The following is a 23,585-nucleotide window of genomic DNA, read 5'->3' as shown; positions in this document are numbered from 1 at the left end:
AAAGGATTTTCCGCTAACAGTTAAAACCAAAAAATAAATTCGAAATCCGAAACAAATACAAAATTCGATTGGTTAAATGACAAAAACAATCGGGCGTTCCGATGGGGGGGTAGACTACATACTGTTTCGGTCATTTGAATTTTGATCATTGACTATTGTTTCGAATTTCGTGCTTCGATATTCGAATTTTCAGACGGCAGCTGCCTTGTCGGCGATATCCATGATCAGCATGGTGGCCGGGTCCAGCTGCAACCCCCTGGGGTCCCTGTCCGCACTGCCGCCTTTCAAGACCCGGACATGAATTTCTTCGCCTTCGGGCTTCAGGCCGATCAACACCTCAAACAAGTCGGCGACATTCTGAAACGCGGAGGGGACGCCGTCGGGGTCTGTATCAACGGTTTCATGGCGATGGGTGCGAACGGAAAACCAGACATGCAGGGCATGCTTCAAGGCCAATTGTTTTAATTCCTGCAGCATTTCACGGGCGCTTTCCGTAAAGGGGAGCCCGTCGATGATGATCATGTTGGGAAAAAAAATGCCCTGCTCGGTCAGGTCGGTGAGGCGTTCTTCCAGTTTGGGCACGCTGAACACCTCGACTTTAAACGTCATGATAAACCGGTGCGGCAGGATCCCTTCCCAGAGCTGATCTATCTGTGCCAGCTGGTATTTATCAGCAATATGCCGGAAAACCTCTTCGTACCAGAGGCTGACTTTTTTTACCGGATCATTCATGCTGATATGCAGAACGTTCCGGTTGCCCAAGAGGGTATTGAGGGCGAGCTGCACCATCAGGGATGTCTTGCCCACGCCGGCGCGCGCCAGGATGGCGCCGAAGCCGCCCGGTGACAGAATGGTTTCCTGCTCATTTCCCAGGAGCCGCAACGGGTTCCGGAGGATCAGGTCCTTTTTCAGCATAAAGAAACTCCTTTCTTTCAGATATATCACATTGGCCGTAGCTGACGCGTCCATGGCTTCAACACGGGTGTTATCAGGCGACATTCTTTTTTTCTTCTTGGGCTTTTCGGATGATTTCTTCAGTTATCGAAACCGGTACCGTTTTATAGTTGAAAAATTCCATGGTAAACTGGGCCTTGCCCTGGGTCAGCGACCGTAGAACTGTGGAATAGCCGAACATTTCAGCCAAGGGGACCTGGGTTTCAATCACGCACATGACGCCCTCGTCCTGGGAACCGACGATGATGCCCCGGCGCTGATTCAGTGATCCCATGACCGGCCCCTGAAATTCCGTAGGGGTTTCCACCACCACTTTCATGATGGGCTCCTGGATGACCGCCTTGGCCCTGGCATATCCTTCCAGAAAGGCGCCCCGGGCGGCAGCCTGAAAGGCCATGTCGGACGAGTCCACCGCGTGGGAGGCCCCGTCGTTGATGACGACCTTGATGCCGGTAACCGGAAATTGCAGCTTGGGCCCCTTGGCCAGGCAGTTGCGGAATCCTTTTTCGCAGGCCGGGATATACTGGGTGGGGATGGAACCGCCCGTTACCTTGCTTTCAAAGATAAAATCTTCTTCACTGGTGGGCTCCATGTAGCCGGCCACGCGGCCGTACTGACCGGAGCCGCCGGTCTGCTTTTTATGGATATAGTTAAACTCGGCCATCTGGGTGATGGTTTCACGATAGGCCACGCGCGGCGCGCCGGTGGTGACCCCTGCCTTGTACTCCCGGCGCATGCGCTCGACATAAACCTCCAGGTGCAGCTCCCCCATGCCCGAGATGATGGTTTCATTGGTTTCTTCATCGACATAGGCCTTGAAGGTCGGGTCTTCCTTGGTAAACCGGTTGAGGGCTTTGGACATGTTGATTTCAGCTTTGTGGTCTTCAGGGACAATCGCAAGGGAGATGACCGGCATGGGGACATACATGGATGTCATGGTGAGACTGAGGCCGGGACTCACGAAGGTGTCGCCGGAGGCGCAGTCGATGCCGAAAAGGGCGCCGATAAAGCCGGCCGGAATCCTGCTGATTTCTTCCATCTGGTCGGCATGCATCCGGGCCAGGCGGCCGACCTTCACTTTTTTCTGGGTGCGGACGTTGATAATGGTGTCGCCTTTGGCCAGGTTGCCCTGGTAAACCCGGATATACGTGAGCTGGCCGTACTGGCCGTCTTCAAGCTTGAATGCCAGGGCCACCACGGGATTGGCAATGTCGGGGACCAGCCGGACAGGTGTTTCCTGGTTGTCCATATCGAGCGCCATGTTTTCAACATCGGCCGGGCAGGGCAGCAAATCGGTGACAGCGTCCAGCAGCGGCTGCACACCTTTATTCTTGTATGCAGAGCCCAAAAAAACCGGCGTGAATTCCCGTGTCAGGGTCGCCTTTCGAATCGCCGCAATGAGCAGCTCATCGGTGACGCTGTCTTCAAGGGCCGCCTCGGTCAGTTCATCCGAGAACATGGCGGCGGAATCGATCAGTATCTCCCTTTGGCGGGCGGCTTCCGCCAGAAGATTTTCGGGAATTTCTTCCATCCGGACGGTTTCACCATTTTCGCCGTCAAAATAGAGGGCTTTCATTCTGACCAGGTCCACCATTCCCCGGAGGTCGGCTTCAAGGCCGATGGGTATCTGCAAGGCAACGGCGTTGTGGCCCAGTTTTTCCCTGAGCTGGTTGATGACCCGGGAGGGGTTGGCGCCGCTGCGGTCGCATTTATTGATAAAGGCGATGCAGGGGACCTTGTAGCGCTTCATCTGCTGGTCCACGGTAATGGACTGAGATTGTACGCCCCCCACCGAACAGAGCACCAGTACCGCGCCGTCCAACACCCGCAGGGAGCGTTCGACCTCGATGGTGAAGTCGACATGACCGGGGGTGTCGATGATATTGATTTCATGTTCGCGCCATTCACAGTATGTCGCGGCCGAGGCGATGGTAATCCCGCGTTCTTTTTCCAGTTCCATGGAATCCATGGTGGCCCCGATGCCGTCTTTGCCCTTCACGTCGTGGATGGCATGAATCCGCTTGGTGTAAAAAAGGATTCTTTCGGTAAGGGTTGTTTTTCCGGCGTCGATATGAGCGCTGATTCCGATGTTCCTGACTTTTAAAATCTCACTTTTCATGACACTTTTTCCTTTGAAAACAATAGAATAATTTAATAAATCCCGTTTCGCAGCTTTTGGGACAAAAAAACCCCCGCAACAGAGGTCGTGGACAACCAAACGACCAGATGGGGGATTGCCATGCGGCTGTAATTAAAATTTCAGTAGACTATTTATTTAATTTGTGTTTGTCAATATGATTTATACATCCATATATTCCAGGATCGATATTTCAGGCGTAACTGATGCAATGCCCGGAACGGATTTAACCAATTTGATAACGCGCTCTTTATCCTCTTCGCTGTAAGCAAACCCCCTTAAAGCAAGGGTCCCTTTTTGAGGTACTTCCAGGTGCAGCAGGGTCAGGTTGACGTTGTGCTTTAAGAGAACCGCCCGGACAGCTCTTTCCTGTGACAGTTTTTCCATGGTTTCCAGCGCAGTCAGACTGCAGGTCTTGATTTCATCCAGGCGGGCGGTTGCGATGATGAGACTTGCGGCCGCTTCACTGCCCAGTTTGCCTGAATTTATCATTAAATCGTACAGCGACGGATCGTCCCAGTTCAGATTGAATGCAAATTTAAAAAATCCTTTTTTCTCATTATCACTCTTTAGAATGAGCTTTCGGGCAACTTCAGGACCCAGCCCCTGTTTTTTCCCCAGCTGCTCAATCCGGTAGGGTTCCGACGCATGGATGAGGACGTGCAGGGCACACCCGAAATCCCGCAGCAGTATCTGGCTGCCGTGACCCATAATAACGCCCTGTCCCTCTTTGGCGACTTCATATATGACGGATTCCATATATTCAAGGTAAGACTCCGGCTTGGAACTTAAGAAACGGTCAAAAAATCCGGGCGCCTTTTCGTCCAGACCCTTAAGATCCTCGGATTTAATCTCCAGCTGCATTGCCCGATCCCGCAAGCGTTGATCATCGAACAGTTCCAGATTCAACTTATTTGCAACAATTTTGGCAATGTCCGGATCGGCACTTCCCATACTCTGCGAAATTGTTATTAATGACATTGGGCACCTCCTCTGATTTGTTTCAAGAAGACCTTAAAAATTAGCCACAAAAAGTTTTGATTTGTTATAATCTAACCATTGTAATGGACCGGTCAAGGGATCAGGGCGTCTCTCTCTCAACTTTTGGTAGTGATTCAGGTGCGCTCCGGCCCACGATTTGCCTTTATGTTGTGCCGGTATTAATAATATCATTGAAAGTTTTTTTTACTTGACAAATCAACATATTAATTAATAATAGTTAATTACCTGTATTACTGGTCAGACCAAAAAGGATGACAGATGCGGCAGTTCGAAAAAATTACCCAGATCAAGTTTAAGAGCAAGAGTTCAATCATTGCCGAGCAGATTTTACAGTTGATCAGAACCGGGCAGTATCCCGTCAGCAGCAAGCTTCCGCCGGAACGCATTATTGCCGAGCAGATGGGCGTCAGCCGGCCTTCGGTGAGAGAGGCCATCAGTGCACTGCAAATCGTCGGTGTCCTTGAAACCCGTCCGGGGGACGGCACCTATGTTTTCAAACCCCTGATCAGTGACCACCTGTCGTCGCAAGTGCAGACCATCCTTGAACAAAGCGACAGTCCTTATGAAATCATTCAGGCCCGAAAAGCAATCGAGTCGGGGGTCATCCATCAGGCCATCAAGCTGGCGACGGACGCCGATATCCAGCGTATCCGGGATGCGTGGCATAAAAAGCATGAAAAAGGGCTTGAAGGTGATTATGATGCCTATACCAAACAAGGGAAAGACTTTCATCTTTCCATTGCCCAGGCCACCGGAAACAGCCTGATTGTCGATATCATGGATCGGCTGCTCAGTTTTACCAATCAACCGTTGTGGCGCAGCATGCGATGCCGCTACTATGAGCTGAACCCGAAACGGATTGAACCGATGATGGATGTTCATAAAATGATCGTGGCCGCTTTTGAGGAAAGGAACGCTGAAAAAGCGATTCAAGCCCTGGAAGAGGATTTGGACACGGTGCTTGAACAGCTTTACAATATGAGTTAGCCCGTACAAAATCGGGGCCCGGCCAGGAAAGCGACAGATTAAGGAATTTAAAAATTATTTGTACCCTGCAGCGACCCATCAGCGTTTGCGAGGTGTCTCTGCGGGGTTTTCTTCATTTTATCCATTCAGCCCGAGGAGGGATTTTTGTGAAAGTGATCGGTGTCCATCTGGACCGCTGTACCGGATGTAAAACCTGTGAACTGTATTGTGCCACTGAAAGGGGCAGCAATAGTAAATTCCTGTTGCGGTCGGTGCAGGAAGCGCCTTTGCCCCAGGCGCGGGTAAGGGTTGAGGGGTGTAATCAAGTGCCGGTAACGCTCCAGTGCCGACACTGCCGGCAGGCGCCGTGTCTGGACGCCTGTCTCACCGGTGCGCTGGTGCGGGACCCGGAAACCCAGATGGTGGTAATTCATGAAAACCGTTGTATTGGATGCTGGACCTGCACCCTTTTCTGTCCCTATGGGGCAATCTATCCCTGGCCCCAGCGGGGAATCGCCCTTAAGTGCGATCGTTGCCTGTATATGGAAAACCCGATCTGCGTGGATGTCTGCCCGACCCGGGCACTCGAACTCGTGGATGTAGACGAGTTCGAAGCGCTGCTCCATGGGAAACGGGCAAAATTGATTCAGGAGGGCACTGCCTTTAAAAAAGACGGCAAAATGTTGCTGCTGGATTTGGTGAAATAAATTAGAATCTGATTTTATAATATAACCCGGCAATTAAATATGTCATTCCGGCCGCATCCCGCCCTGCGGGAGGAGAGCCGGAATCCAGATAAGTTTTTGAGAATACTGGATTCGCGCCTGCGCGGGAATGACAAAAAGAAATGAAAAGTTGGTATATTTAATTGCAGATTTAATAACTTTTGGAAGTTAAACTTTTTATGGAAACAATTCATCTGAAAACGGTTGATCCGGTCAGTCAGGAGCTGCTTCGCCTGGCAGCCAAAAACGGGATTGCGCTTAACTGGGACCGTTATGAAAAGTTGCAGCCCCAGGATGGTTTTCTGCGGCTGGGACTGAGCTGCCCATTCGGCTGCCTCCAAGGACCCTGCCGCATCGATCCTTTTGGACGCGGGCCTGACCGCGGGCTGTGCGGTATGGACCGCGATGCAATGGTGGCGGCGATGCTGTTGCGCATCTGTCTCCAGGGCACATTGACGATTCTAAACGATATTGCGTTGTCGGATGCAGCGCCGACAGTCTCTTTTGCGCCTGGGTTAAAGAAATCTGCGGCAAAAGCAATCAAGGGAGTTGCGCCTAAATCCCTTTCCACAGCTCAAATATTTAAAAGTGCCGCCCTGCTCCAGCGGCCGGCAGACCCCTTCGGGGTTCTTCTGGAACAAACGCTGGTGCTGAGTCTGCTGGCTGTGGGGCTTTTGGGGCAACAAGTTCATGAGGATAAAGGGAAAGACCGCACGGTTCAGGCCGGCTACGGCGTGTTGTCCGGCGGACATGTCACTATTGCCATTGCCGGACAGCCGCCGCGAAAACTGGTTGAAGCCCTTGGGTCGGCGGCAGCCGGCAAATCAGGCGCTTCTGTTCGGCTCGTGTCTTTGGGCGACTGGATTCCCGCCGCTAAAGGCTACCTCCCCCTTGCGTGCAGCTCGGCTGAAGCGGAGCTGCTGTTGAGCGCCCGTGCGATTCATTTCCTTGTTGCCGGCGCCGGTGCAGACCCGGGTGTAATCGAGACCGCCGCCAAGATGGACGTGCCGGTTGCAAGGGCAGAAGACAAATCCGATGCAGCCAAGATCCTGAAATCGGCGCGCCAATTTCACAGCCACGCGCCCCGGCCGGAAATCACCTTTGAATCCCACCTGATGGAAGCGGGCGTGGTCACGACGGCGCTTACGGAACGGAAGGGATCAACCCCCAAAAAGCCAAAAAGCCGGTTTGCGCTCTTGGGCGGTTCCGACAGTTTGCATTATCCCCTGGGGCATTTGCCGGTGGCGCTTGCCATGGCCTTACGGGGCGCCGGCATCCAGGTCGCCGGCTGGGGGGACGCGGCAGTCTGGATGATGAAAAACGGTTTAACCTCAAAAAAAGCGAGCGACCCGGTTTCAATTTTGGATCCCCAACTGGGACCTTTGCAGTTTGCAGCGGGTCTGTCGCTTGCCGGAAAACCGGACCGCCTGAAAGGCATCCTCTTTATCGGCGGCAAGGACTGCCGTGATCTCCCGGTTGCATTGGGCTTGGCGCTGCTGGGGTGCAAGGTGGCCTTTGCCGATCCGATTCCCTTTTGGGGGAGCAGCAGTGTGCGTGACCGGCTGTCCGATCTGCTGGCAGCCAACGGCGGACAGTTGACCGGTTTTGATCATCCGGCCGAAGCCCAGGAGCTATTGGAATGGTTTACGAAATAATGCTGTTGTCTTTTCGGGTCGATCCAACAGGAGCGGCGCCATGGATTGCGTGATCATCGGCGCAGGGGTTGCCGGCATGCAGGCCGCTTTCAGCTGCCGGCAGCATTGGCCCCAAAAGACGGTTACCCTGATCGATGCCGAAGCGGAAGTCGGGTATTTTCGAACCCTGTTGCCCCAATTCATGGTGCGGACCCTTGCCCAGAGCAAGTTGTTTTTCTGGAAGCCGGAAAATGATCCGAAACTTGTCGTCCGGTCGGGTCTGCGGGTGGCGTCCCTTGATCGATCCAATCAGCGGGTCATTTTAGAAAACGGGGAAAAGACCGCCTATGAGCGGCTGATACTGGCGCCGGGGGGCCGTCCGATCGTTCCCGGCATTTGTGCCCGCAGTTCCTGCGACGGGATTTTTCCCATACGCAATCTTGCCTCCGCCCGGGTGGTTCAAAAATGGTTGCCGGATCATTCCCATATCGTTATCCTCGGGGGTGGCCTGGTGGGGGTGAAAACAGCGGCGCACATGGCACGGCCGGAGCTTTCGGTAACGCTGGTTGAAAAAGAAGATCAGTTGCTGCCCCAGGCATTATCACCCCGGGCAGCCGCTTTGGTCAAAGCCCACCTGGAGCGGAAAAATATCCGGATCATCACAGGGCATTCGGTTGAAGACATACAGGTGCAGGGTGGAGAACTGAAGGCGGTTCAGGTCGGCGCGAAAGGCATTCCCTGCGGAACGCTGCTGGTGGCGGCCGGCTCGGTCCCGGATGTGCAATTCCTGAAGGATTCCGATTTGCTGGTAAAGGGGGAACTGGCGGTAACCCCCGCTTTGCAAACGAGCGATCCACATATTTTTGCCGCCGGCGATGCCGTGACAATTCAGAGGGATGGCAATTTTACGCCGTGGACATGGCCCCAGGCGATTACCCAGGGAAAGCTCGCCGGGAGAAACTGTTATGCAAAGGATCCGGTGCAATTAAACGCTTTTTCACGGGTCAACAGCATGAATTTAGACGGCCTGTCCCTGGTCGTTCTGGGAGCGCCGGTAATGGGAGCGGAAGCGGTCGTGTATTCGCGTCCCGGGGAAGGCATTTGTCGCGAACTTTTCCTGAAAAACGGGCGGATTGTCGGCGGCGCGCTGGTGGGCGATATTTCCGGGGCCGGTGTTTTGCACGCCGCCATGAATGCGGGTGTGGAGATGGATATAACTGACGAAGACCTGCTGAAACCAATGTCCCGGGCGCTTCGGCAGATTTCGATACGATGTTCCAGACCCAAACGACGGGCATTATTTAAATAAAGGGTTAACGCGTTATGATTATTTATAAAGAGGTTTGTGTGGGGTGCGGCCGCTGTCAGCCTTACTGTCCCGCCGGTGCGATTGCTTTTGAAGATATGAAAAGTGTGGTGGAGCAGGATGCCTGCTATGAGTGCGGAAACTGCCTGCGGGTGGCGATCTGCCCGGTGGATGCCATCCATGATTCGCCCCAGGTATACCAGTACCCACGGGCGCTGCGGAAATATTTCAGCGACCCCTGCGCCACCCATGCCGTTACCGGCATTGAAGGACGCGGCACCGAGGAGTCCAAGACCAATGATGTCACCGAGCGCTGCGGCCCGGGGGAATTCGGCGTCGCCATTGAAGTGGGGCGGCCCACGCTGGGCATGGGATTAGCGGACATTCAACGAATTACGCGCGCCCTTGCGCGCAGCGGTATTACCGAAATAGAACCGCAAAATCCGATTCACTCCATGATCGCCGATCCGGCCACCGGTGATCTGAAAGTCGAGATGCTGAATGAAAGGGTCCTCAGCGCGATTATTGAACTCCAAGTCACGCCGGAGCGTCTGCCGGATGTGCTCAGGACCATTAAAGCGGTCGCCAATGAGGTGGACAGCGTTTTTACCCTGGATGTATTTACGACCCTGGAACCCGGGCTGACGATTCCCCGGAAATTATTGGATATCGTCGAAGCAGAAGGTTTTACCTGGCGACCCAACGCAAAAATTAACATGGGTTTAGGAAGGGCCTCGGACTAGACCCCTTATCAGCAACATACACGCAAAAGCGGGTATAAATGGAGAAGGTCATAAAAATATTGATGATTGATGATTGGCGATTGAGGAAATAATCATCAATCAACAATCGCGAAACGACAATCGCGAAACTTGAAACCTTTAATCATTCCGGCTTTTCCGGCTTAAGGGAATATAATGACACACAGTTTGCATAGAGAAGGAACCATCGATTCGCTTGAAAGGGATTACGCCCTGTTTATTTATCCGGCCCGGGGGTTTAATTACAAAGGATGCGCCCCAAAGGTACGCCGCCTGGTGGAAATTGTCTATCAGGCCGGACCGGTCAATATGATTGCCACGACCCTGCGGCACAACCTTTACAGCGGGGTTCGGCCGGAGGAGGTGCTGGACAGCATCAAAGAGGGTAGTCGGGTATTCTCTGTTTTTAACAACAGAGAGGGAATAAAGGAAGCCCTCAAAGGATTTAAGGCCGCAGATGAAGGGATTTCCATTGTTGTCAGCGGCCTGATCGACCGTGTGCGGGAAATCGCATTGGAGATCGGTCTGGATCCCCATACGATTAATATTTCATTGGGGGTTCACGGTGGAACGGACCGCCTGCCGCCGCCGGACATCCGGCAGTTTACAACCATGTGCGGTCATGGTATGGTGTCGCCGCTGCTGGTTCGGGACGTGATTCGCAGGATAAACAGCGGAAAAATCAGTTCCTGGGACGGCAGCCTCGTTCTGGCAAAACCCTGCGCCTGCGGCATTTATAATCCCCATCGGTCGGCGGAATTGCTGGAAGAACTGACACCGCTCTATACGGTGGCGCGGCGGTAGCCCAAGACCGATTGTAATTGAAAGTAAAGACCATTTTTTGTAACAGTGTGAAAGAGAGGAGAAGTAATGCCAGTCATCGATCAGGAAAAATGTATCGGCTGCCGGAGCTGCCAAACCATATGCACGGTCGACGCCATCCATTTCAAGGATAAAAAATGTAAAATCGATCCTGAATTGTGCACCGAATGCTATGTCTGCTTCCGGATGAAGATCTGCCACGAAGGGGCCATTGAAACCCAGGACCTTGCCGGATTTTATAAACAATTCCAGCATGTCCTGAGCGATCCGGTTGAAACGCACGGTGTGACCGGCGTTACCGGCCGGGGAACCGAAGAGGTTAAGACCAACGATGTTTCCGGGCGTGTTAAAAAAGGCGAGGTCGGTCTGTCCATCGACATGGGACGTCCCGGTATGGGGGTGTACCTGCGGGATGCCGAAAAGGTGGCAATGGCCTGCGCCAAAGCCGGCTTTAAGCTGGCGCCCCAGGAGGAGACCCCCCTGGCGGCCCTGATGCCCGATCTAAATACCGGAAAGCTGATTGATGAATGCTTAAATTATCGGCTGCTTTCGGTTATTGTGGAGGGCCGCTGTGAAGAAGAAAAGATAAAAGATGTCCTGAAAGCACTGATGAAGGTTCAACACGAAATCGATACGGTATTTTCCCTGGGACTTATCAGCCGGGTGGACCCGGACGGGCACTGCAAGGCGCTGGAATACCTGGATGAACTGGGAATCCCGCAACCCCATCGGGGAAAGGTAAATCCGGGGTTGGGCAAACCGCTGTCGACAGCATAGAAATAGGAGAACAACATGACACATTCACTACACCGATCAGGTGACATTGAATCACAGAAAAAAGACTTTGTCTGGTTCATGTATCAGACCAAAGGGGTAAACGATAAAAATATCAAGCCCAAGGCCCTCGAGTTCATTGCCGTTGCCGAAGCGGTGGGGTCGGAAAACTGGGGCGACGTCAAGACCGGGCCCACGGTCCTGTGTTCCGTTGATGAAATCAGGAATAATCTGTCCGACAAATCGCGGATCCGGGGCGTTTTTACCAAAAGAGAGCAGGTGGTTGAGTTTTTAAAACAGATCAAGGCCAAGGACCTGGGGATGTCGGTCGTTATCGCCGGGGTCCTGTCCGAAGTCATCCCGGCCTGCAAGGAAGCCGAAGCAACCCCTCACTCCATCAATTATTCCCTGGGTGTGTGGGGTAAAAAAGAAAATCTGCCCGATGAAACCACCCTGTCCATTACCACCATGTGCGGCCACCACATGATTTCACCTAAATTCGTCAAGCATGTGATGAAACGCGTTCAAAAAGGCAAGTGGACACCGGAAGAGGGCGCTTTAAAACTGGCGACATACTGCTACTGCGGCATTTTCAATCAGGTCCGGTGCGCGGATATCATCAAAAAAAGCCTGCCGGAAACGGATCTGTCGACCTGAACGTTCGCGGTCACGTCTTTACCCTGCAGCGGCCGCTGCAGGGTAAGGATGTTTCGATCCTGAAAAAGCCAATCGCTTCCCGACCAACCATTCATCGTTCTTCCTTCATTCCATCAAGAAAACAACGCATTTGCGGCAACGGGCCTGAACGCATCGGCGATTCTAAAAAACGGTTTGACAGGACCTGTCCGATACTCAAAAATCTTAAGATGGGAGCGTCCCCCAAAAAAAAGTTTGACAAACGATTGTCGACAATCTACTTATGGGGTCGTCTGCTCGTCTTGCGGATCATGAAAAAGTCAGCGAAGCGGACATTCCGATCTAATCAAAAAGTTAAAATCATTCGCCATTGTCGATGCATAAGGAGGCCGGCATGAGCCACTCATTACACCGATATGGGACAGTTGAAAATCTTCAAAACGATTACACCTTTTATGCCAGATCTTCCCGCTGGGTAAACCGGGAGGGGTGCGGCGCCAAACTGCGAAAAATTTTCAACATCATGATTTCTGAAAAAGCAGTCAATTTCGGCCACTCGGAAAAAAGCCTGAAGCCCGGGCTTAGCGCCGTAGCATATGCGGAGGGCCTGGAGAACGCCTACGGCGTCAGCGGCTGTTTTTCAGATCCAAAGGTGCTGAAATCTTTTCTGCTTAAGTACAAGGCGGCGGATACGGGGATTTCCCTGGTGGTCAGCGGTTTAATCGACGAGATTGTCAAGATCGCCAAGGAGATAGATATAAGGCCGCACACCGCTTTTCTGTCTCTCGGCGTCCATGGAAAGCGGGCGCTGCTTCCCCAAGAAAATGTCATGGAGATTACCACCATGTGCGGTCACGGATTGGTGTCATCACGATTGGCCGCCGCCGTAATGAAAAAAGTACGCACCGGGAAAATGACACCCCAAGAAGGCGCACGTTTTCTGGCCCGACCTTGTCCTTGCGGTATTTTCAATATTGACCGATGCCAGGTGCTTCTGGCGCAACTGTCAAACGAACCTGACCCTGATGCCGCATTGGAACCGTCGGGCGTCATGTAGAACCTGTCGACAGGTATTACCAAAAGCTTAAACAGACATATCAACGAGACAATGATGACAGATCCCAGGGACTTGACCATCGGCGCAGCAACATACCGGATGCGCACGGGTGAACTTACAGCACGGAAACTTGTGGAATCGTGCCTTGAACGAATCCACGAACGGGACAGTACCATCCGTGCCTGGGTGGAAGTATATGAAGCGCAGGCCCTTGAAGAAGCGCGCCGATGCGACCGGGAGGCGCGGGCCGGAAAGTGGCGGGGGGACCTGCACGGCATCCCCGTGGGCGTAAAGGACATCATCGATGTCCAGGGCATGTGGACGCGCGCCGGCACCGCTATTTATCCCGCACGTGTGGCCGAAGTCGATGCCCCGTCTGTCCAGCGGCTGAAGGCAGCCGGCGCAATCATTCTAGGAAAGACGGAAACAACCCCGTTTGCAAACAACGATCCCACTGTCACGCGCAATCCCTGGAATCCCAAACATACCCCCGGGGGATCCAGCAGCGGTTCGGGTGCGGCTGTTGCCGACCGTATGTGCCCGGCAGCCCTGGGCACCCAGACCGGAGGATCCCTGCTGCGGCCGGCCGCTTATACCGGCATCGTCGGTTTTAAGCCGACCTACGGCCATATCAGCGTCCAAGGCGTTATGCCCAATACCTGGAGCTTTGATACCGTGGGCGTGCACGCACGCTGTGTGGCGGATGCGGAGATTGTCTGGCGGAACCTGAAGGAAAAAAAACCGCTGCCGTTTGCCCGGATACCGATTGCTTTTCATAGACCGGCCCGGCGCGATCCGCAAGACCCCCCCGCCCTGGGCTACATCCGCGATTTTTTCGAAAAAGAAACCGCCGCTGATGTTCTCCGGAATCTGGCAACGGCGATGGAAGCATTTAAAAAGGCCGGCGCGAGGATTGTGGAATTAAACCTGCCGGATGATTTCGGGTTGCTGATTGAGGGGTGGAGCACAATAAAAGGTGCGGAACTGTCCGCTTACCACCGGCCGCTTTTTAGCACCCATGGAGAACAATTTCCACCGAAAATCAAAGCCCGGATTGAAAAAGGTTTTAGCGTTCCGGCACACCAGTATGTCGAGGCGATTCGCCGCCGGCTTCTATTTCAGAAAAAGATGAGCGCTATCCTGTCCCCGGTGGACGCGGTCATCATGCCGGTGGCTTCAACCACTGCGCCGGAAGGGCTATCCTCCACAGGTTCGAGCGTCTTTAACCGGCCGTGGACATTTACCGGGTTTCCGGCAATGTCCATCCCGTCCGGACTAGACTCAAGCGGACTCCCGTTTGCCATCCAGATGGCGGCGTTGCCCCTGGCGGAAGCGCATCTGCTGTCGGTTGCCGCCTGGTGTGAACAGGTGTTGGGATTCAAACAGCGTCCGGTTTAGCATATCGTTGCCTGAAAGTGCCGGATGGAAATGTTGGTTTTAGACAGAGGACCCCTTAGATGAAAATTGATCAGGAAAAATGTATCGTCTGTGAACAATGTTACCCCTATTGTCCGGTGGCTGCGATCAAAACAATCGATCATGCCGGGGAACCCGTGGCCGAGATCGACCAGGAGGAATGTGTCGAATGTGATGTCTGTCGGGACAGGGCCAGGGTCTGTCCGGTTGACGCGATATACATGCCGGAGTTGAAATGGCCGCGGTCGGTCCGGCTGTATTTCAGCAATCCCCATGCGCGCCATCCTTTCCCACCGATGCAATTGTAACAGCGGCCGGATTTGTGCCGCGGCCCAATACCAAGACCAATGTCGGCCTTGGCAGACCCCTGGCAGAGGAGAACTGAGATGACACACACACTGCACCGACTGGGAAGTGTCGCGGACCTGCACGAGGATTATGTCCTGCTCATTTTTACGGCCCGGGGGTTTAACCGTGACGGGTCCGAAGAAAAAATGCGGCAGATCTGGGACGTCATTTCTCATTATCAAAACGATTTGTGTAATTTCGGAAATCACAATCCCGATCGAAGTGCGGATAGACTCTACGATATGGAAAAATTGAAAAAAGCCAACAGCCGGATCGCCCATGCTGTTTTCAAGGATCGCGACAGGCTCAAGGCCTGTCTGCAGGAGCTTAAAGACCGGCATTTCGGTGGTGGTTTCCGGACTATATGACGAGACCGGAAAAATCTGCAATGAGGTTGGTCTGTCACCCCATACGGTCAATCAGTCTCTGGGGATTCATGGGAAAACCGGGCGGCTTCCTGAAGAAACGGTTCTTGAAATCCACACCATGTGCGGGCATGCCATGGTGTCTGCGCATTTGATCGACCATTTGATTCTGGAAATAAGGGAAGGGGCCACTACCTGCGAAAAGGCAGCCCGGGAATTGTCCCGGATGTGCGATTGCGGCGTTTTCAACACCTATCGGGCTGAAAAGCTGCTGCGGAAGTTGACGGCGGTTTAAAATTCGGAAACGGCAAAGATACTTGACAAACGATTGTCGACGGATTAAGTGATAAATAAAGTCCGGTGATTGCCGCTGCATCAATGATAATCCACAACCCAACCGCATTCCCACCAAGGCGGTGCATCTGGACTATTTCAATCTGTTGACTTGCGCCGGTCGCACCCGATGGCGTTGACTGGGATAGCAAATATAAAAACTATATGTAAATTCCTTACGGTCGAATCCCGCCAGGGGCGTTACGGCAAGGTTTTTCAATTTCAATCAACCGGTCGATTGTTGCTACTTGTAGTCGAAAACATTTGCTTTGGAAAATTTTTTGTTTTTGGAACCGGTCACCACGAAAAGAGATGCGGTGTTCTCCTCCGTTTGGTTCCGGACAAATAAGACGAGGTTTATATGAATACCAGACAGAGAGTCAACCTTACCTGCGGCGTCGTCTGTTTTCTGTTTGCCGCGATCTATATGTACTTTACGATTATGATTGATCCCGGGGCGCAAATCCAGCTGGTCAGCACCAAGTTTGTCCCCAAACTTCTAGCAGCGCTCATAGCGATACTCTCCCTGCTGCTCATGATCGTAACGGTTACTACCGGGTCGATTCAAAAAGAATTCGAAGAGCCGGAACAGGCGGATCGCCAAGCGTTTTACGGGACAGTGATGGTCTCTTTTTTATCGCTGGCGGTGTGGTCGATGATCGGGTTCCTGTCCGTACCATTCCTGATCGGGGGGACGATGGTTGTGAACCACAGCAGAGAAACAGTCAAAATCCTTACGGTTTCACTGGGTACGACCCTTATATTGTATCTGGTGTTTTTCCAACTTTTTGAATTGCCGGTGCCGCTCGGTTTACTGGAAGCATTTTTGGAGTAGATGAATTATGGTTGAAAACTTGCTGCTAGGATTTCGAGAAGCCATCAGCTGGCAGAGCCTGGGCCTGATGGTTCTTGGGAGTGTATGGGGATTTATCGGGGGGGCCCTGCCGGGGATACAGGCCAGTACGGCTATGGCGCTGATCCTTCCACTAACCTGGAGCATGCCGCCCAGCGGTGCATTGATGATGCTGGCCGCTATTTATGTTTCAGCCGAGTACAGCCATTCCGTGCCGGCGATTTTGATCCGAACTCCTGGAACATCGGCCGCACTGGTGACGACGTTTGACGGGTATCCGCTCCACCAGCAGGGCAAGGGGGGGAAAGCCCTCAGTATTTCTCTATATGGCGGTTTCGTGGGACAACTTATCGGAAACAGTCTGCTGATCGTCATGGTTATACCGCTTTCGCGAATAGCACTGGCTTTTGGACCACCTGAATTTTTTGCCCTGGCCGTTTTTGGCTTAACCCTGGTTTCCAGTCTGGGTGAAAAAAGTGTGATCAAGGCTCTGGTGTCGTCGGCACTGGGGGTTGCCTTTGCCACGGTGGGTTTGGATCCTTTAAGCGGTACCTTGCGCTTTGGTTTCGGGGTGTCTCATCTGGTTGACGGGTTTGAAACCGTTGCCGTATTGGTCGGTTTGCTGGCGGTTTCGGAAATTTTCATTCAAGCCCGCGATGCCCGTCCCATTACAAAATTTAAAGGATCGATATCGACAAAGCTGGTGACTTGGGGTGAATTTAAAAAGCTGTTGCCCTTGATATCCTGGACGTCTTTGCTGGGGCTGTTTATCGGCGCGCTTCCGGGCGCCGGAGCTACCATCGCCAGCCTGGTGGCATACAGTGAGGCTAAACGCTGGTCGAAACACCCGGACATGTTCGGCAAAGGATCATATGAGGGTGTGGCCGCTCCCGAGACTGCCAATAATTCAGCGATTTCAGGGGCCATGGTTCCGCTGCTGGCGTTCGGCATTCCTGGATCGGGGTCCGCAGCCATCATGATCGCGGCACTCATGCTGCACGGTGTTACGCCGGGCCCCATGCTGTTTATTAAAAATCCCGAAATTGTGTATGGTCTATTTGTTGCCCTCTTTATTGCCACTTTTATGATGCTGGCCATGGGGCTTGCAAGCATTCGCCCGCTAATTAAGCTGGTGTCCGTGCCGAAACCGATTCTGTTGGGGTGCATCATGGCCCTGGTGTTCGTGGGAATGTACACCCATAACGCCAGCCTGTTCAATGTGGGCACCGCCCTGGCCTTTGGACTCATAGGATATCTGATGCACCGCTATGATTTTTCACCGGCGGCCTGCGTGCTGGGATTTGTCCTGGGGCCGATGGTGGAGATATCCTTTCGGCGTTCTTTGATCATATCCAATGACAGCCTGGCTGTTTTTGTGCAGCGTCCCATCTCCCTGGTATTACTGGTATTGGCTGCATTGACGTTTATCGTACCGTTGATCCGGTTCTTCAGAGATTTCATGCGGACACGGAAAAACGTTTCGGCATAGGGGTGAAAAGTTGCGGGCTTACCTTAACAAAGAGGTTTCGTTACGACATCGTTAACCTTAACAAAGGAGGAAACTATGCGAAGAGGAATGAAGGGTATGAACCTGTTGGTCGTGTTGCTCGTAGTGGGAGTTTTTGTGGTCACTCCCGCATCGGTCAAGGCCTTTCCCAACAAACCGATTTCACTTGTCACATGGTCCAGCCCGGGCGGCGGCGGAGATGTTCTGGGCCGCAACCTGCAAAGACCGTTAAGCAAAATTGCCGGACAGCGCGTCATTATTGTAAATAAACCCGGCGGGTCCGGGGCGGTTGCCATGGAATATGCGGAAAAAATGAAACCGGACGGACATCAGTTGCTGATAGTGACCCTTTCCGGTATTATTACCCCCCACGTGGCTGGCACCCGCCTGAGCGTGGCTGATTTCAAGGGGTTGATTCGGGTTCAGTTGGATCCGGAAGTATTAATGGTCAGAGGAGACTCACCATATAAAAACGCAAAAGATGCGATTGAGGCAAAGAAAGCGGACCCCGGTGGCATAAAATTTGCGGGGGCATTTCTCGGAAACCTGGACAGTCTGCTGTGTTATCAGCTGTTCAAGGCAGCCGGGATCGAAAAATATGATTATGTGCCATTTTCCGGCGGCGGCGAAGCCATGACGGCACTGCTGGGTGGCCATGTCCAAGTGTTGTTCGGCAATCCGTCCGAGGTGGCGCCTCAGGTCGAATCCGGTCAAATCCGTCTGATCAGCATCGCCACCCCCGAACGCCTGCCGGGCCTTCCGAATGTTCCCACACTGAAAGAGCAGGGGTATGACATTGAGGGCGTGTTGTGGCGGGGAATTGTTGCACCTCCGGGAACACCTGATGACAGGATCATGATAATGAACCAGCTCGTCAAGACGGCCATGCAGGATCCGGAGTTCGTAAAGTACACGGAGAGGAGCCAGCTTTCCGATGGATATTTGACGCCGGAGCAGTTTCATAACAATAATCAAAAACAGTATAAAGCGTATGGCGAAATTATCGAAAAAATGGGAATTCGGAAAAAGAAATAATGCATTGATGGATTTTACAACCGGACCTGAAGTGGAGTTCAGAAGGATTCCAATTTGAGACCGATATGGAAATCGGCTGACTGCTGTAAGCTGCAAAAGGTCTCAAAGCAAATTACATGACATTCGAGGAGGTTCACATGAAGAAATTCATTGGTTACATAACTGCTGTCATTTTTATTTTTGGACTGATGGGCTTGACAGGCTCAAAAATCATAGGGCCGCGCGACTGTATTGCGGCCGAAATGGGGCCCACAATTATCTTGGCGACTCCTTTGGTAAAAATGAGCAAGAATTCAGAAGTCGTCATCATGGGCACGGGCTTTAAGCCCGGCCAGGAAGTGTTTATTCTGTTTACCACGGCGGACGGTTTTCCGTCCGATATCGGGTATGCGTTGAAACCGCCGCCCAAGGCGGATGATACCGGTTCCTTTGCAAGCACCTGGAGCGCCGGTCGTTATGTCAGCAAGGGATTTATCACCGGCGGGGCCTATAAGATCGAGGTAACCGACACTGATTTTACGCCACTGGCCCACAGCGTTGTTTTTTTTCAAGAAGAAAAAAAAGAGAAAAAGAAAAAATAATTATGTAAAATCAAACGTCATATACCCGGTTTTTTAATGAAAATAGCCATAAAAGTTCCACGGGTCACAGCACCTGAAGATCCGACGCCGCCGGTTGCGTATTCGGACAGACCGAAGCAGGTAGTCGGGCTGCGGCTGGGTTTTCTGGACAACACCAAGCCGAATGCGGACCGGTTTTTACAGCAGCTTGCCGGACGACTGCAGGACCATTACAAACTTTCCAGCGTCCTGCATCGTCGCAAGCATGATTCCAGCAGTCCGGCCGGGCAAAGCCTGCTCGATGAGTTACAGCGGGAATGTGACGCGGTCATTAATGCGGTACCCGACTGAGGCTCCTGCACGCCGTGGAGTATCCACGACGCCGTTCAACTGGAGCGCCTGGGTGTGCCGACGGTGACGGTGTGTACCGATCGCTTTGAAAGTTTTGCCAGGGAAAAAGCCAATGCGTTAAAGGCTGCACAGCTCCCCCTCGTGTCCATCCCCCATCCCATCAGCGGCCGCCGGGAAGATGAAGTGGCGGCCATGGCATCACAGGTGTTGCCCGAGTTACAGAAGGCGCTTTTAACACCGCCGCCACCGGAGGCTTCGGATGCCGAGATGGCCGCTGCGCCGCCGGCATTCGGCGACAGCATCGATCTGGAAGACGATCTGGAAGTTATCTATGATTATTTTTCCCGGCAGGGGTGGGCCGACGGACTGCCGATTATCCCGCCCACGCCTAAAAGGGTCCATCAGGTTCTAAAGCAGTACTCGGGCGATCCATTCGAGGTTCTGGGAAAAATCCCGCACCTGAACGGCGAAGCAACCGTGGAGCGCTGCGCCGTTGCCATGGTAATGGCCGGTTGTCTTCCAAGCTATCTTCCCGTGGTGCTGACAGCGGTGCGTGCGATGATGACGCCGGCTTTCAACATCCAGGCGGTGCAGTCCACCACCAATGCCATCGCGCCGCTGCTGATCTTAAATGGTCCGGTCATCACGCGCCTGGGTTTTAACTGCACGGAGAACGTTTTCGGCCAGGGAAATCGCGCCAATGCCACCGTGGGACGGGCCATTCGGTTCATACTGCTGAATATCGGCGGGGCAGACCCCGGCAAACTGGATCGCGCCACCCACGGGCATCCCGGCAAATACAGCTACTGCGTGGCTGAAAATGAGGCTGAGAGTCCCTGGGAGCCGTTTCATGTGGATCGGGGATTTAGACGGGAGGACAGTGTCGTTACCGTGGTTGGCGCCGATGCCCCCATGAACATCAACGATGCCAGCAGCACCTCGGCGGAAGGGGTACTTCACAGCATTGCATCTTCGATGATCACTCCCGGCTCCAACAACGCCCTGCGCGGCGGAGAGCCACTGGTGGTCTTCAGCCCGGAACATGCCGATCTGATTGCGCGCGACGGCTGGTCCAAGGCGGATGTGCGGGCCTATCTTTACGAACATTCCCAGATTCCTCTGGACAAATTTTCACCGGAAAACCGCAAGCGGATCCTGCTGCTTAGGAAGAAATGGTTTGAAAGAGAAGGTGATAAAGATAAAGTGGCGCTGGCCGACTCCCCGGAGTCAATCAAGCTGCTGGTGACCGGCGGTCCCGGAAAGCATTCCCTGCTGATCACGAATTTCGGCAATACCGCCCATGCCAGCCGGCGCATCTATTTTTCGCAGGCCTGTGAATGCTGACGGTTGCGGCGATGACGATGGGTGCGGCGTCGCGCTTCTGCGCACGCCGAGGGTGGCTGAAGAATGATTTCCGAAAAAATGCATGCGGTCCTGACCCAAAAGGACGATGTGGTTGCTGAAGTGATGAAATTGACGGGTGGCTTCGGCTGCGACCTCGTTGTGGATCATGGACAGGCGGAGGCAATCATGCTGGGCTCCCGGATGCTGCGAAAACGGGGGCGTTTTGTGGTGGGGGCGGCCTATGCCAGCAGCAGCGCACCCAAGATCGATTTCAACGCAATCTGCAACCAGAAGGAATTGACCTTTATCGGACGGACCATGTCCGGCGGCGCCGGGACCATGCCATTAAAGTATCCATGACGCCGTAATGTTGATTATTTGCCATGTTGTTTATGCAACGGGTGTATTTTGCCAACCATTATAAACAGGAGAAAAGGAAACAATAGATGTCACAGTATCGTATTGGAATCTTAAAAGGGGATGATATCGGTTTGGAGATTGTACCGGTGGCGGTTGAGGTGCTAAAGGCGGCCGTTGCAAGATATCCGGAAATTGAAATCGATTGGTTAGAACTTCCCGTCGGCTACCCCTCCTACCTGGAAAACGGGGAAACATTGCCCCAAAAGACCCTGGATACGCTGTACCATTTGGACGGCTGGATATTGGGACCCATCGGACACATGGCATATCCCAAAGATGATCCCAAGGCCCTGAATCCCCATCCGATTTTGCGCCGGCAGTTTGATCTGATGAGCAACATCAGACCGTCAAAATCACACCCCTCGGTTCCGTGTCTGCATCAGAATGTCGATATCGTTATCATCAGAGAAAACAATGAAGGCTTTCAGCCGGACCGAAACATGTTTAAGGGCCAGGCGGAGTTCATGCCCACACCGGACATGGCGCTTTCGATGCGGGTGATTACCAGAAAAAATTCCACTTTTGTGGCAAAAACGGCATTTGAACTTGCCGGACAGCGGAACAAGCAAAGGAAAGTGACGGCCATTCATAAAAACACGGTTTTCAAAATCGGCTGCGGTCTATTTGTGGACTCCTGCCGGGATGTGGCCCGGGACTATCCGGACATCACATTTGATACGATGGTGGTGGACACGTTTGCCATGAATGTGGTGATGAAACCCCACAATTTTGATGTGGTCGTTACCACGAACATGTTCGGCGACATCCTTACCGATGAGGTCGCCGGTCTGGTGGGGGGATTGGGAATGGCGCCCGGGCTTTGCGTGGGGCCTCAGTATGTCATGGCCCAGGCTACCCATGGATCGGCTCCCGACATTGCCGGTAAGCATATCGCCAATCCGTATGCCATGATCATGTCCAGCCAGATGATGCTGTTGTGGCTGGGTGAAAAAAAACAGGATCCCCAGGCCGTTCAAGCTGCCCGCGATATTGAAACAGAAATGATAAAGGTTCTCATGCTCAAGGATAAAATTACCCCGGACCTGGGGGGGAGCGCCAAAACGGAAGAAACGGGGGAAGCCATCTGCGCAGCCATACGCGGCCACTGATTTTTCACATTTCCAACCAGGGAATATCTTTCAGCCCTCGCTGGTGGCACTGGGGGTTGGGGCAGATGCCGCACTGCAGCAGATCCAGAGGCGGCAGCCGGGTTCCTTTGACGCTTTCAACAGCGTCCACGGCGCGATTCACCTGGGCCTTTGTTCCGGTGATGGCCAGAACAACCGCTCCGCCGGCGCCGCCCAATCCCCCGGCGGCAATCGGTGTGGCCTCTGCGCCGCTGAGGATCCGGACGGCATCGATTTCATCGATCTTTTGTCCTAAAGACGCAGCTATCGGAATCATGCCGCAGGGCATTCCCATGGCCTTGTCGACCCGTTTGAACCCCGCCTTTTTGGCCGCCTGTTTGACGGGTACCGGAATCAATTTTTCGATACCGGCAGGGAAAAGCAAATGGAAATTACGTTTTCGCGCATGGCCGATGACACGGCCGATGGTTCCGCCGCCGCCGGCAGGATTGGCATAGAGCACCCCGATATTTCCTTTTGGATCGATTGCATTGGGCCCTTTGACATAAATGTCATCGGCCGACATCTGGTCCAGAATGTCTCCCAGGCGCATTTTTTCCTGCAACCGGCCGTTTCTAAAAACCCATGCATTTTTATTGTCCAAAGGATCTTTCATGCTCTGATCATGGGTTGCCATTCGCTCAATCGTCTGGCGCGATCCACACAACCCCCTTGGCAGGATGATACCGGACACCCAGTGCTCTCCGGCATCAGGGAATCGGCCCATCAAGGCTTCATAAAGAAATAGCGTGGTGGTGCTGGGGTGAACGACGACAAGACCCCTTTTAATGGCGGACTTGACAATGTCCAAGGCCAGCAGCGCTTGAATAATAAATTTTTTCGACTCGTCGGGTATCAGCACAACTTCTGCCTGCATCTGATTCCTCCTGTTGGTGTTTCGATTATAAAATGATTTACTACCACCTGTGGTTACGACAGGTCAAGTTGCCAGCAGGAGATTTCTCCTTTCCGGGCAGAAAAAAAGTGTGGCAAAACTATCGTTTTGATTGACTGGAAAATTTACTTTTGTTCTAATGCCACCGCATTAACGCTAATTAAACATGTCGGTTTGATACTAACTGCGAAAAAAACATCAAATACCGGAGGCAGGCAGGATGGAAAAAGATTTGACGAAACGATTGGCCCAATATG

25 protein-coding genes are annotated in these 23,585 nt (G+C 53.0%); 21 read left to right on the top strand and 4 right to left on the bottom strand.

Translation table 11 applies throughout. The annotated features are described in order from the left end of the window. Positions 1-189 precede the first annotated feature (189 nt). The 3 genes from P1P89_13410 to P1P89_13400 form a co-directional block, all read right to left on the bottom strand. The gene (locus P1P89_13410) at positions 190-999 is read right to left on the bottom strand and encodes an AAA family ATPase (GenBank protein ID MDF1592509.1); all 810 of its coding nucleotides are present in this window, start codon (positions 997-999) and stop codon (positions 190-192) included. Further along, positions 989-3,073 (bottom strand): elongation factor G, encoded by a 2,085-nt coding sequence (gene fusA, locus P1P89_13405; GenBank protein MDF1592508.1) that lies wholly within the window; start codon positions 3,071-3,073, stop codon positions 989-991. The genes P1P89_13410 and fusA overlap by 11 nt, the downstream gene beginning before the upstream one ends. A gap of 180 nt (positions 3,074-3,253) precedes the next feature. Then, entirely contained in the window at positions 3,254-4,072 is an 819-nt protein-coding gene (locus tag P1P89_13400; protein ID MDF1592507.1) for a cytidylate kinase family protein, read from the bottom strand. 279 nt (positions 4,073-4,351) lie between these two features. Here P1P89_13400 and P1P89_13395 point away from each other — a divergent pair, with 279 nt between their 5' ends. From P1P89_13395 to P1P89_13295, 21 genes are all read left to right on the top strand, one after another. Continuing rightward, positions 4,352-5,080 (top strand): FadR/GntR family transcriptional regulator, encoded by a 729-nt coding sequence (locus P1P89_13395; protein ID MDF1592506.1) that lies wholly within the window; start codon positions 4,352-4,354, stop codon positions 5,078-5,080. 146 nt (positions 5,081-5,226) lie between these two features. Beyond that, a complete protein-coding gene (locus P1P89_13390; protein MDF1592505.1) occupies positions 5,227-5,766 on the top strand; it encodes a 4Fe-4S dicluster domain-containing protein in 540 nt (179 codons plus the stop codon). 197 nt (positions 5,767-5,963) lie between these two features. After that, positions 5,964-7,439, top strand: coding sequence for a hypothetical protein (locus P1P89_13385; GenBank protein ID MDF1592504.1), 1,476 nt, complete (start codon positions 5,964-5,966; stop codon positions 7,437-7,439). Between the two features lie 40 nt (positions 7,440-7,479). Next, complete coding sequence (locus P1P89_13380; GenBank protein ID MDF1592503.1) at positions 7,480-8,727, top strand: FAD-dependent oxidoreductase; 1,248 nt, start codon at positions 7,480-7,482, stop codon at positions 8,725-8,727. A 14-nt stretch (positions 8,728-8,741) separates the two neighbouring features. Continuing rightward, positions 8,742-9,467, top strand: a complete 726-nt coding sequence (locus P1P89_13375) for a 4Fe-4S binding protein (GenBank protein ID MDF1592502.1) — start codon at positions 8,742-8,744, stop codon at positions 9,465-9,467. Positions 9,468-9,641: 174 nt separating this feature from the next. Beyond that, entirely contained in the window at positions 9,642-10,289 is a 648-nt protein-coding gene (locus tag P1P89_13370) for a hypothetical protein (GenBank protein MDF1592501.1), read from the top strand. A 66-nt stretch (positions 10,290-10,355) separates the two neighbouring features. Continuing rightward, on the top strand, positions 10,356-11,084 hold the full coding sequence (locus P1P89_13365) for a 4Fe-4S binding protein (GenBank protein ID MDF1592500.1): 729 nt from the start codon (positions 10,356-10,358) through the stop codon (positions 11,082-11,084). Between the two features lie 15 nt (positions 11,085-11,099). Next, positions 11,100-11,738 carry a hypothetical protein gene (locus P1P89_13360; GenBank protein MDF1592499.1) on the top strand — a complete coding sequence of 213 codons (639 nt, stop codon included), beginning with the start codon at positions 11,100-11,102 and terminating at the stop codon, positions 11,736-11,738. A 373-nt stretch (positions 11,739-12,111) separates the two neighbouring features. Continuing rightward, positions 12,112-12,774, top strand: a complete 663-nt coding sequence (locus P1P89_13355) for a hypothetical protein (protein ID MDF1592498.1) — start codon at positions 12,112-12,114, stop codon at positions 12,772-12,774. A 54-nt stretch (positions 12,775-12,828) separates the two neighbouring features. After that, complete coding sequence (locus P1P89_13350) at positions 12,829-14,172, top strand: amidase (protein MDF1592497.1); 1,344 nt, start codon at positions 12,829-12,831, stop codon at positions 14,170-14,172. A 59-nt stretch (positions 14,173-14,231) separates the two neighbouring features. Then, a complete protein-coding gene (locus P1P89_13345) occupies positions 14,232-14,498 on the top strand; it encodes a 4Fe-4S binding protein (protein ID MDF1592496.1) in 267 nt (88 codons plus the stop codon). A 78-nt stretch (positions 14,499-14,576) separates the two neighbouring features. Continuing rightward, positions 14,577-14,906 carry a hypothetical protein gene (locus P1P89_13340; protein ID MDF1592495.1) on the top strand — a complete coding sequence of 110 codons (330 nt, stop codon included), beginning with the start codon at positions 14,577-14,579 and terminating at the stop codon, positions 14,904-14,906. Continuing rightward, the gene (locus tag P1P89_13335; protein ID MDF1592494.1) at positions 14,887-15,198 is read left to right on the top strand and encodes a hypothetical protein; all 312 of its coding nucleotides are present in this window, start codon (positions 14,887-14,889) and stop codon (positions 15,196-15,198) included. Before P1P89_13340 ends, P1P89_13335 begins: the two co-directional genes overlap by 20 nt. A 399-nt stretch (positions 15,199-15,597) precedes the next feature. After that, the gene (locus P1P89_13330; GenBank protein MDF1592493.1) at positions 15,598-16,071 is read left to right on the top strand and encodes a tripartite tricarboxylate transporter TctB family protein; all 474 of its coding nucleotides are present in this window, start codon (positions 15,598-15,600) and stop codon (positions 16,069-16,071) included. A gap of 7 nt (positions 16,072-16,078) precedes the next feature. Next, positions 16,079-17,578, top strand: a complete 1,500-nt coding sequence (locus tag P1P89_13325) for a tripartite tricarboxylate transporter permease (GenBank protein MDF1592492.1) — start codon at positions 16,079-16,081, stop codon at positions 17,576-17,578. A 75-nt stretch (positions 17,579-17,653) separates the two neighbouring features. Continuing rightward, positions 17,654-18,631, top strand: coding sequence for a tripartite tricarboxylate transporter substrate binding protein (locus P1P89_13320; GenBank protein MDF1592491.1), 978 nt, complete (start codon positions 17,654-17,656; stop codon positions 18,629-18,631). Between the two features lie 137 nt (positions 18,632-18,768). Then, the gene (locus P1P89_13315; GenBank protein ID MDF1592490.1) at positions 18,769-19,212 is read left to right on the top strand and encodes a hypothetical protein; all 444 of its coding nucleotides are present in this window, start codon (positions 18,769-18,771) and stop codon (positions 19,210-19,212) included. A 36-nt stretch (positions 19,213-19,248) separates the two neighbouring features. Continuing rightward, positions 19,249-19,542, top strand: a complete 294-nt coding sequence (locus P1P89_13310) for a hypothetical protein (protein ID MDF1592489.1) — start codon at positions 19,249-19,251, stop codon at positions 19,540-19,542. A gap of 54 nt (positions 19,543-19,596) precedes the next feature. Further along, positions 19,597-20,886, top strand: a complete 1,290-nt coding sequence (locus P1P89_13305; protein ID MDF1592488.1) for a hypothetical protein — start codon at positions 19,597-19,599, stop codon at positions 20,884-20,886. A gap of 63 nt (positions 20,887-20,949) precedes the next feature. Beyond that, positions 20,950-21,246, top strand: coding sequence for a zinc-binding dehydrogenase (locus P1P89_13300; GenBank protein MDF1592487.1), 297 nt, complete (start codon positions 20,950-20,952; stop codon positions 21,244-21,246). Positions 21,247-21,332: 86 nt separating this feature from the next. After that, the gene (locus tag P1P89_13295; GenBank protein MDF1592486.1) at positions 21,333-22,415 is read left to right on the top strand and encodes an isocitrate/isopropylmalate family dehydrogenase; all 1,083 of its coding nucleotides are present in this window, start codon (positions 21,333-21,335) and stop codon (positions 22,413-22,415) included. A gap of 4 nt (positions 22,416-22,419) precedes the next feature. On the opposite strand, the gene P1P89_13290 is transcribed toward P1P89_13295, so the two are convergent. Continuing rightward, entirely contained in the window at positions 22,420-23,310 is an 891-nt protein-coding gene (locus P1P89_13290; GenBank protein MDF1592485.1) for a hypothetical protein, read from the bottom strand. Between the last annotated feature and the right edge of the window lie 275 nt (positions 23,311-23,585).

This window comes from Desulfobacterales bacterium (assembly GCA_029211065.1).
Classification (GTDB): Bacteria; Desulfobacterota; Desulfobacteria; order Desulfobacterales; family JARGFK01; genus JARGFK01.
Note: the sequence above shows the minus strand (reverse complement) of the source record. Positions and strands in the feature narration are given on the sequence as shown.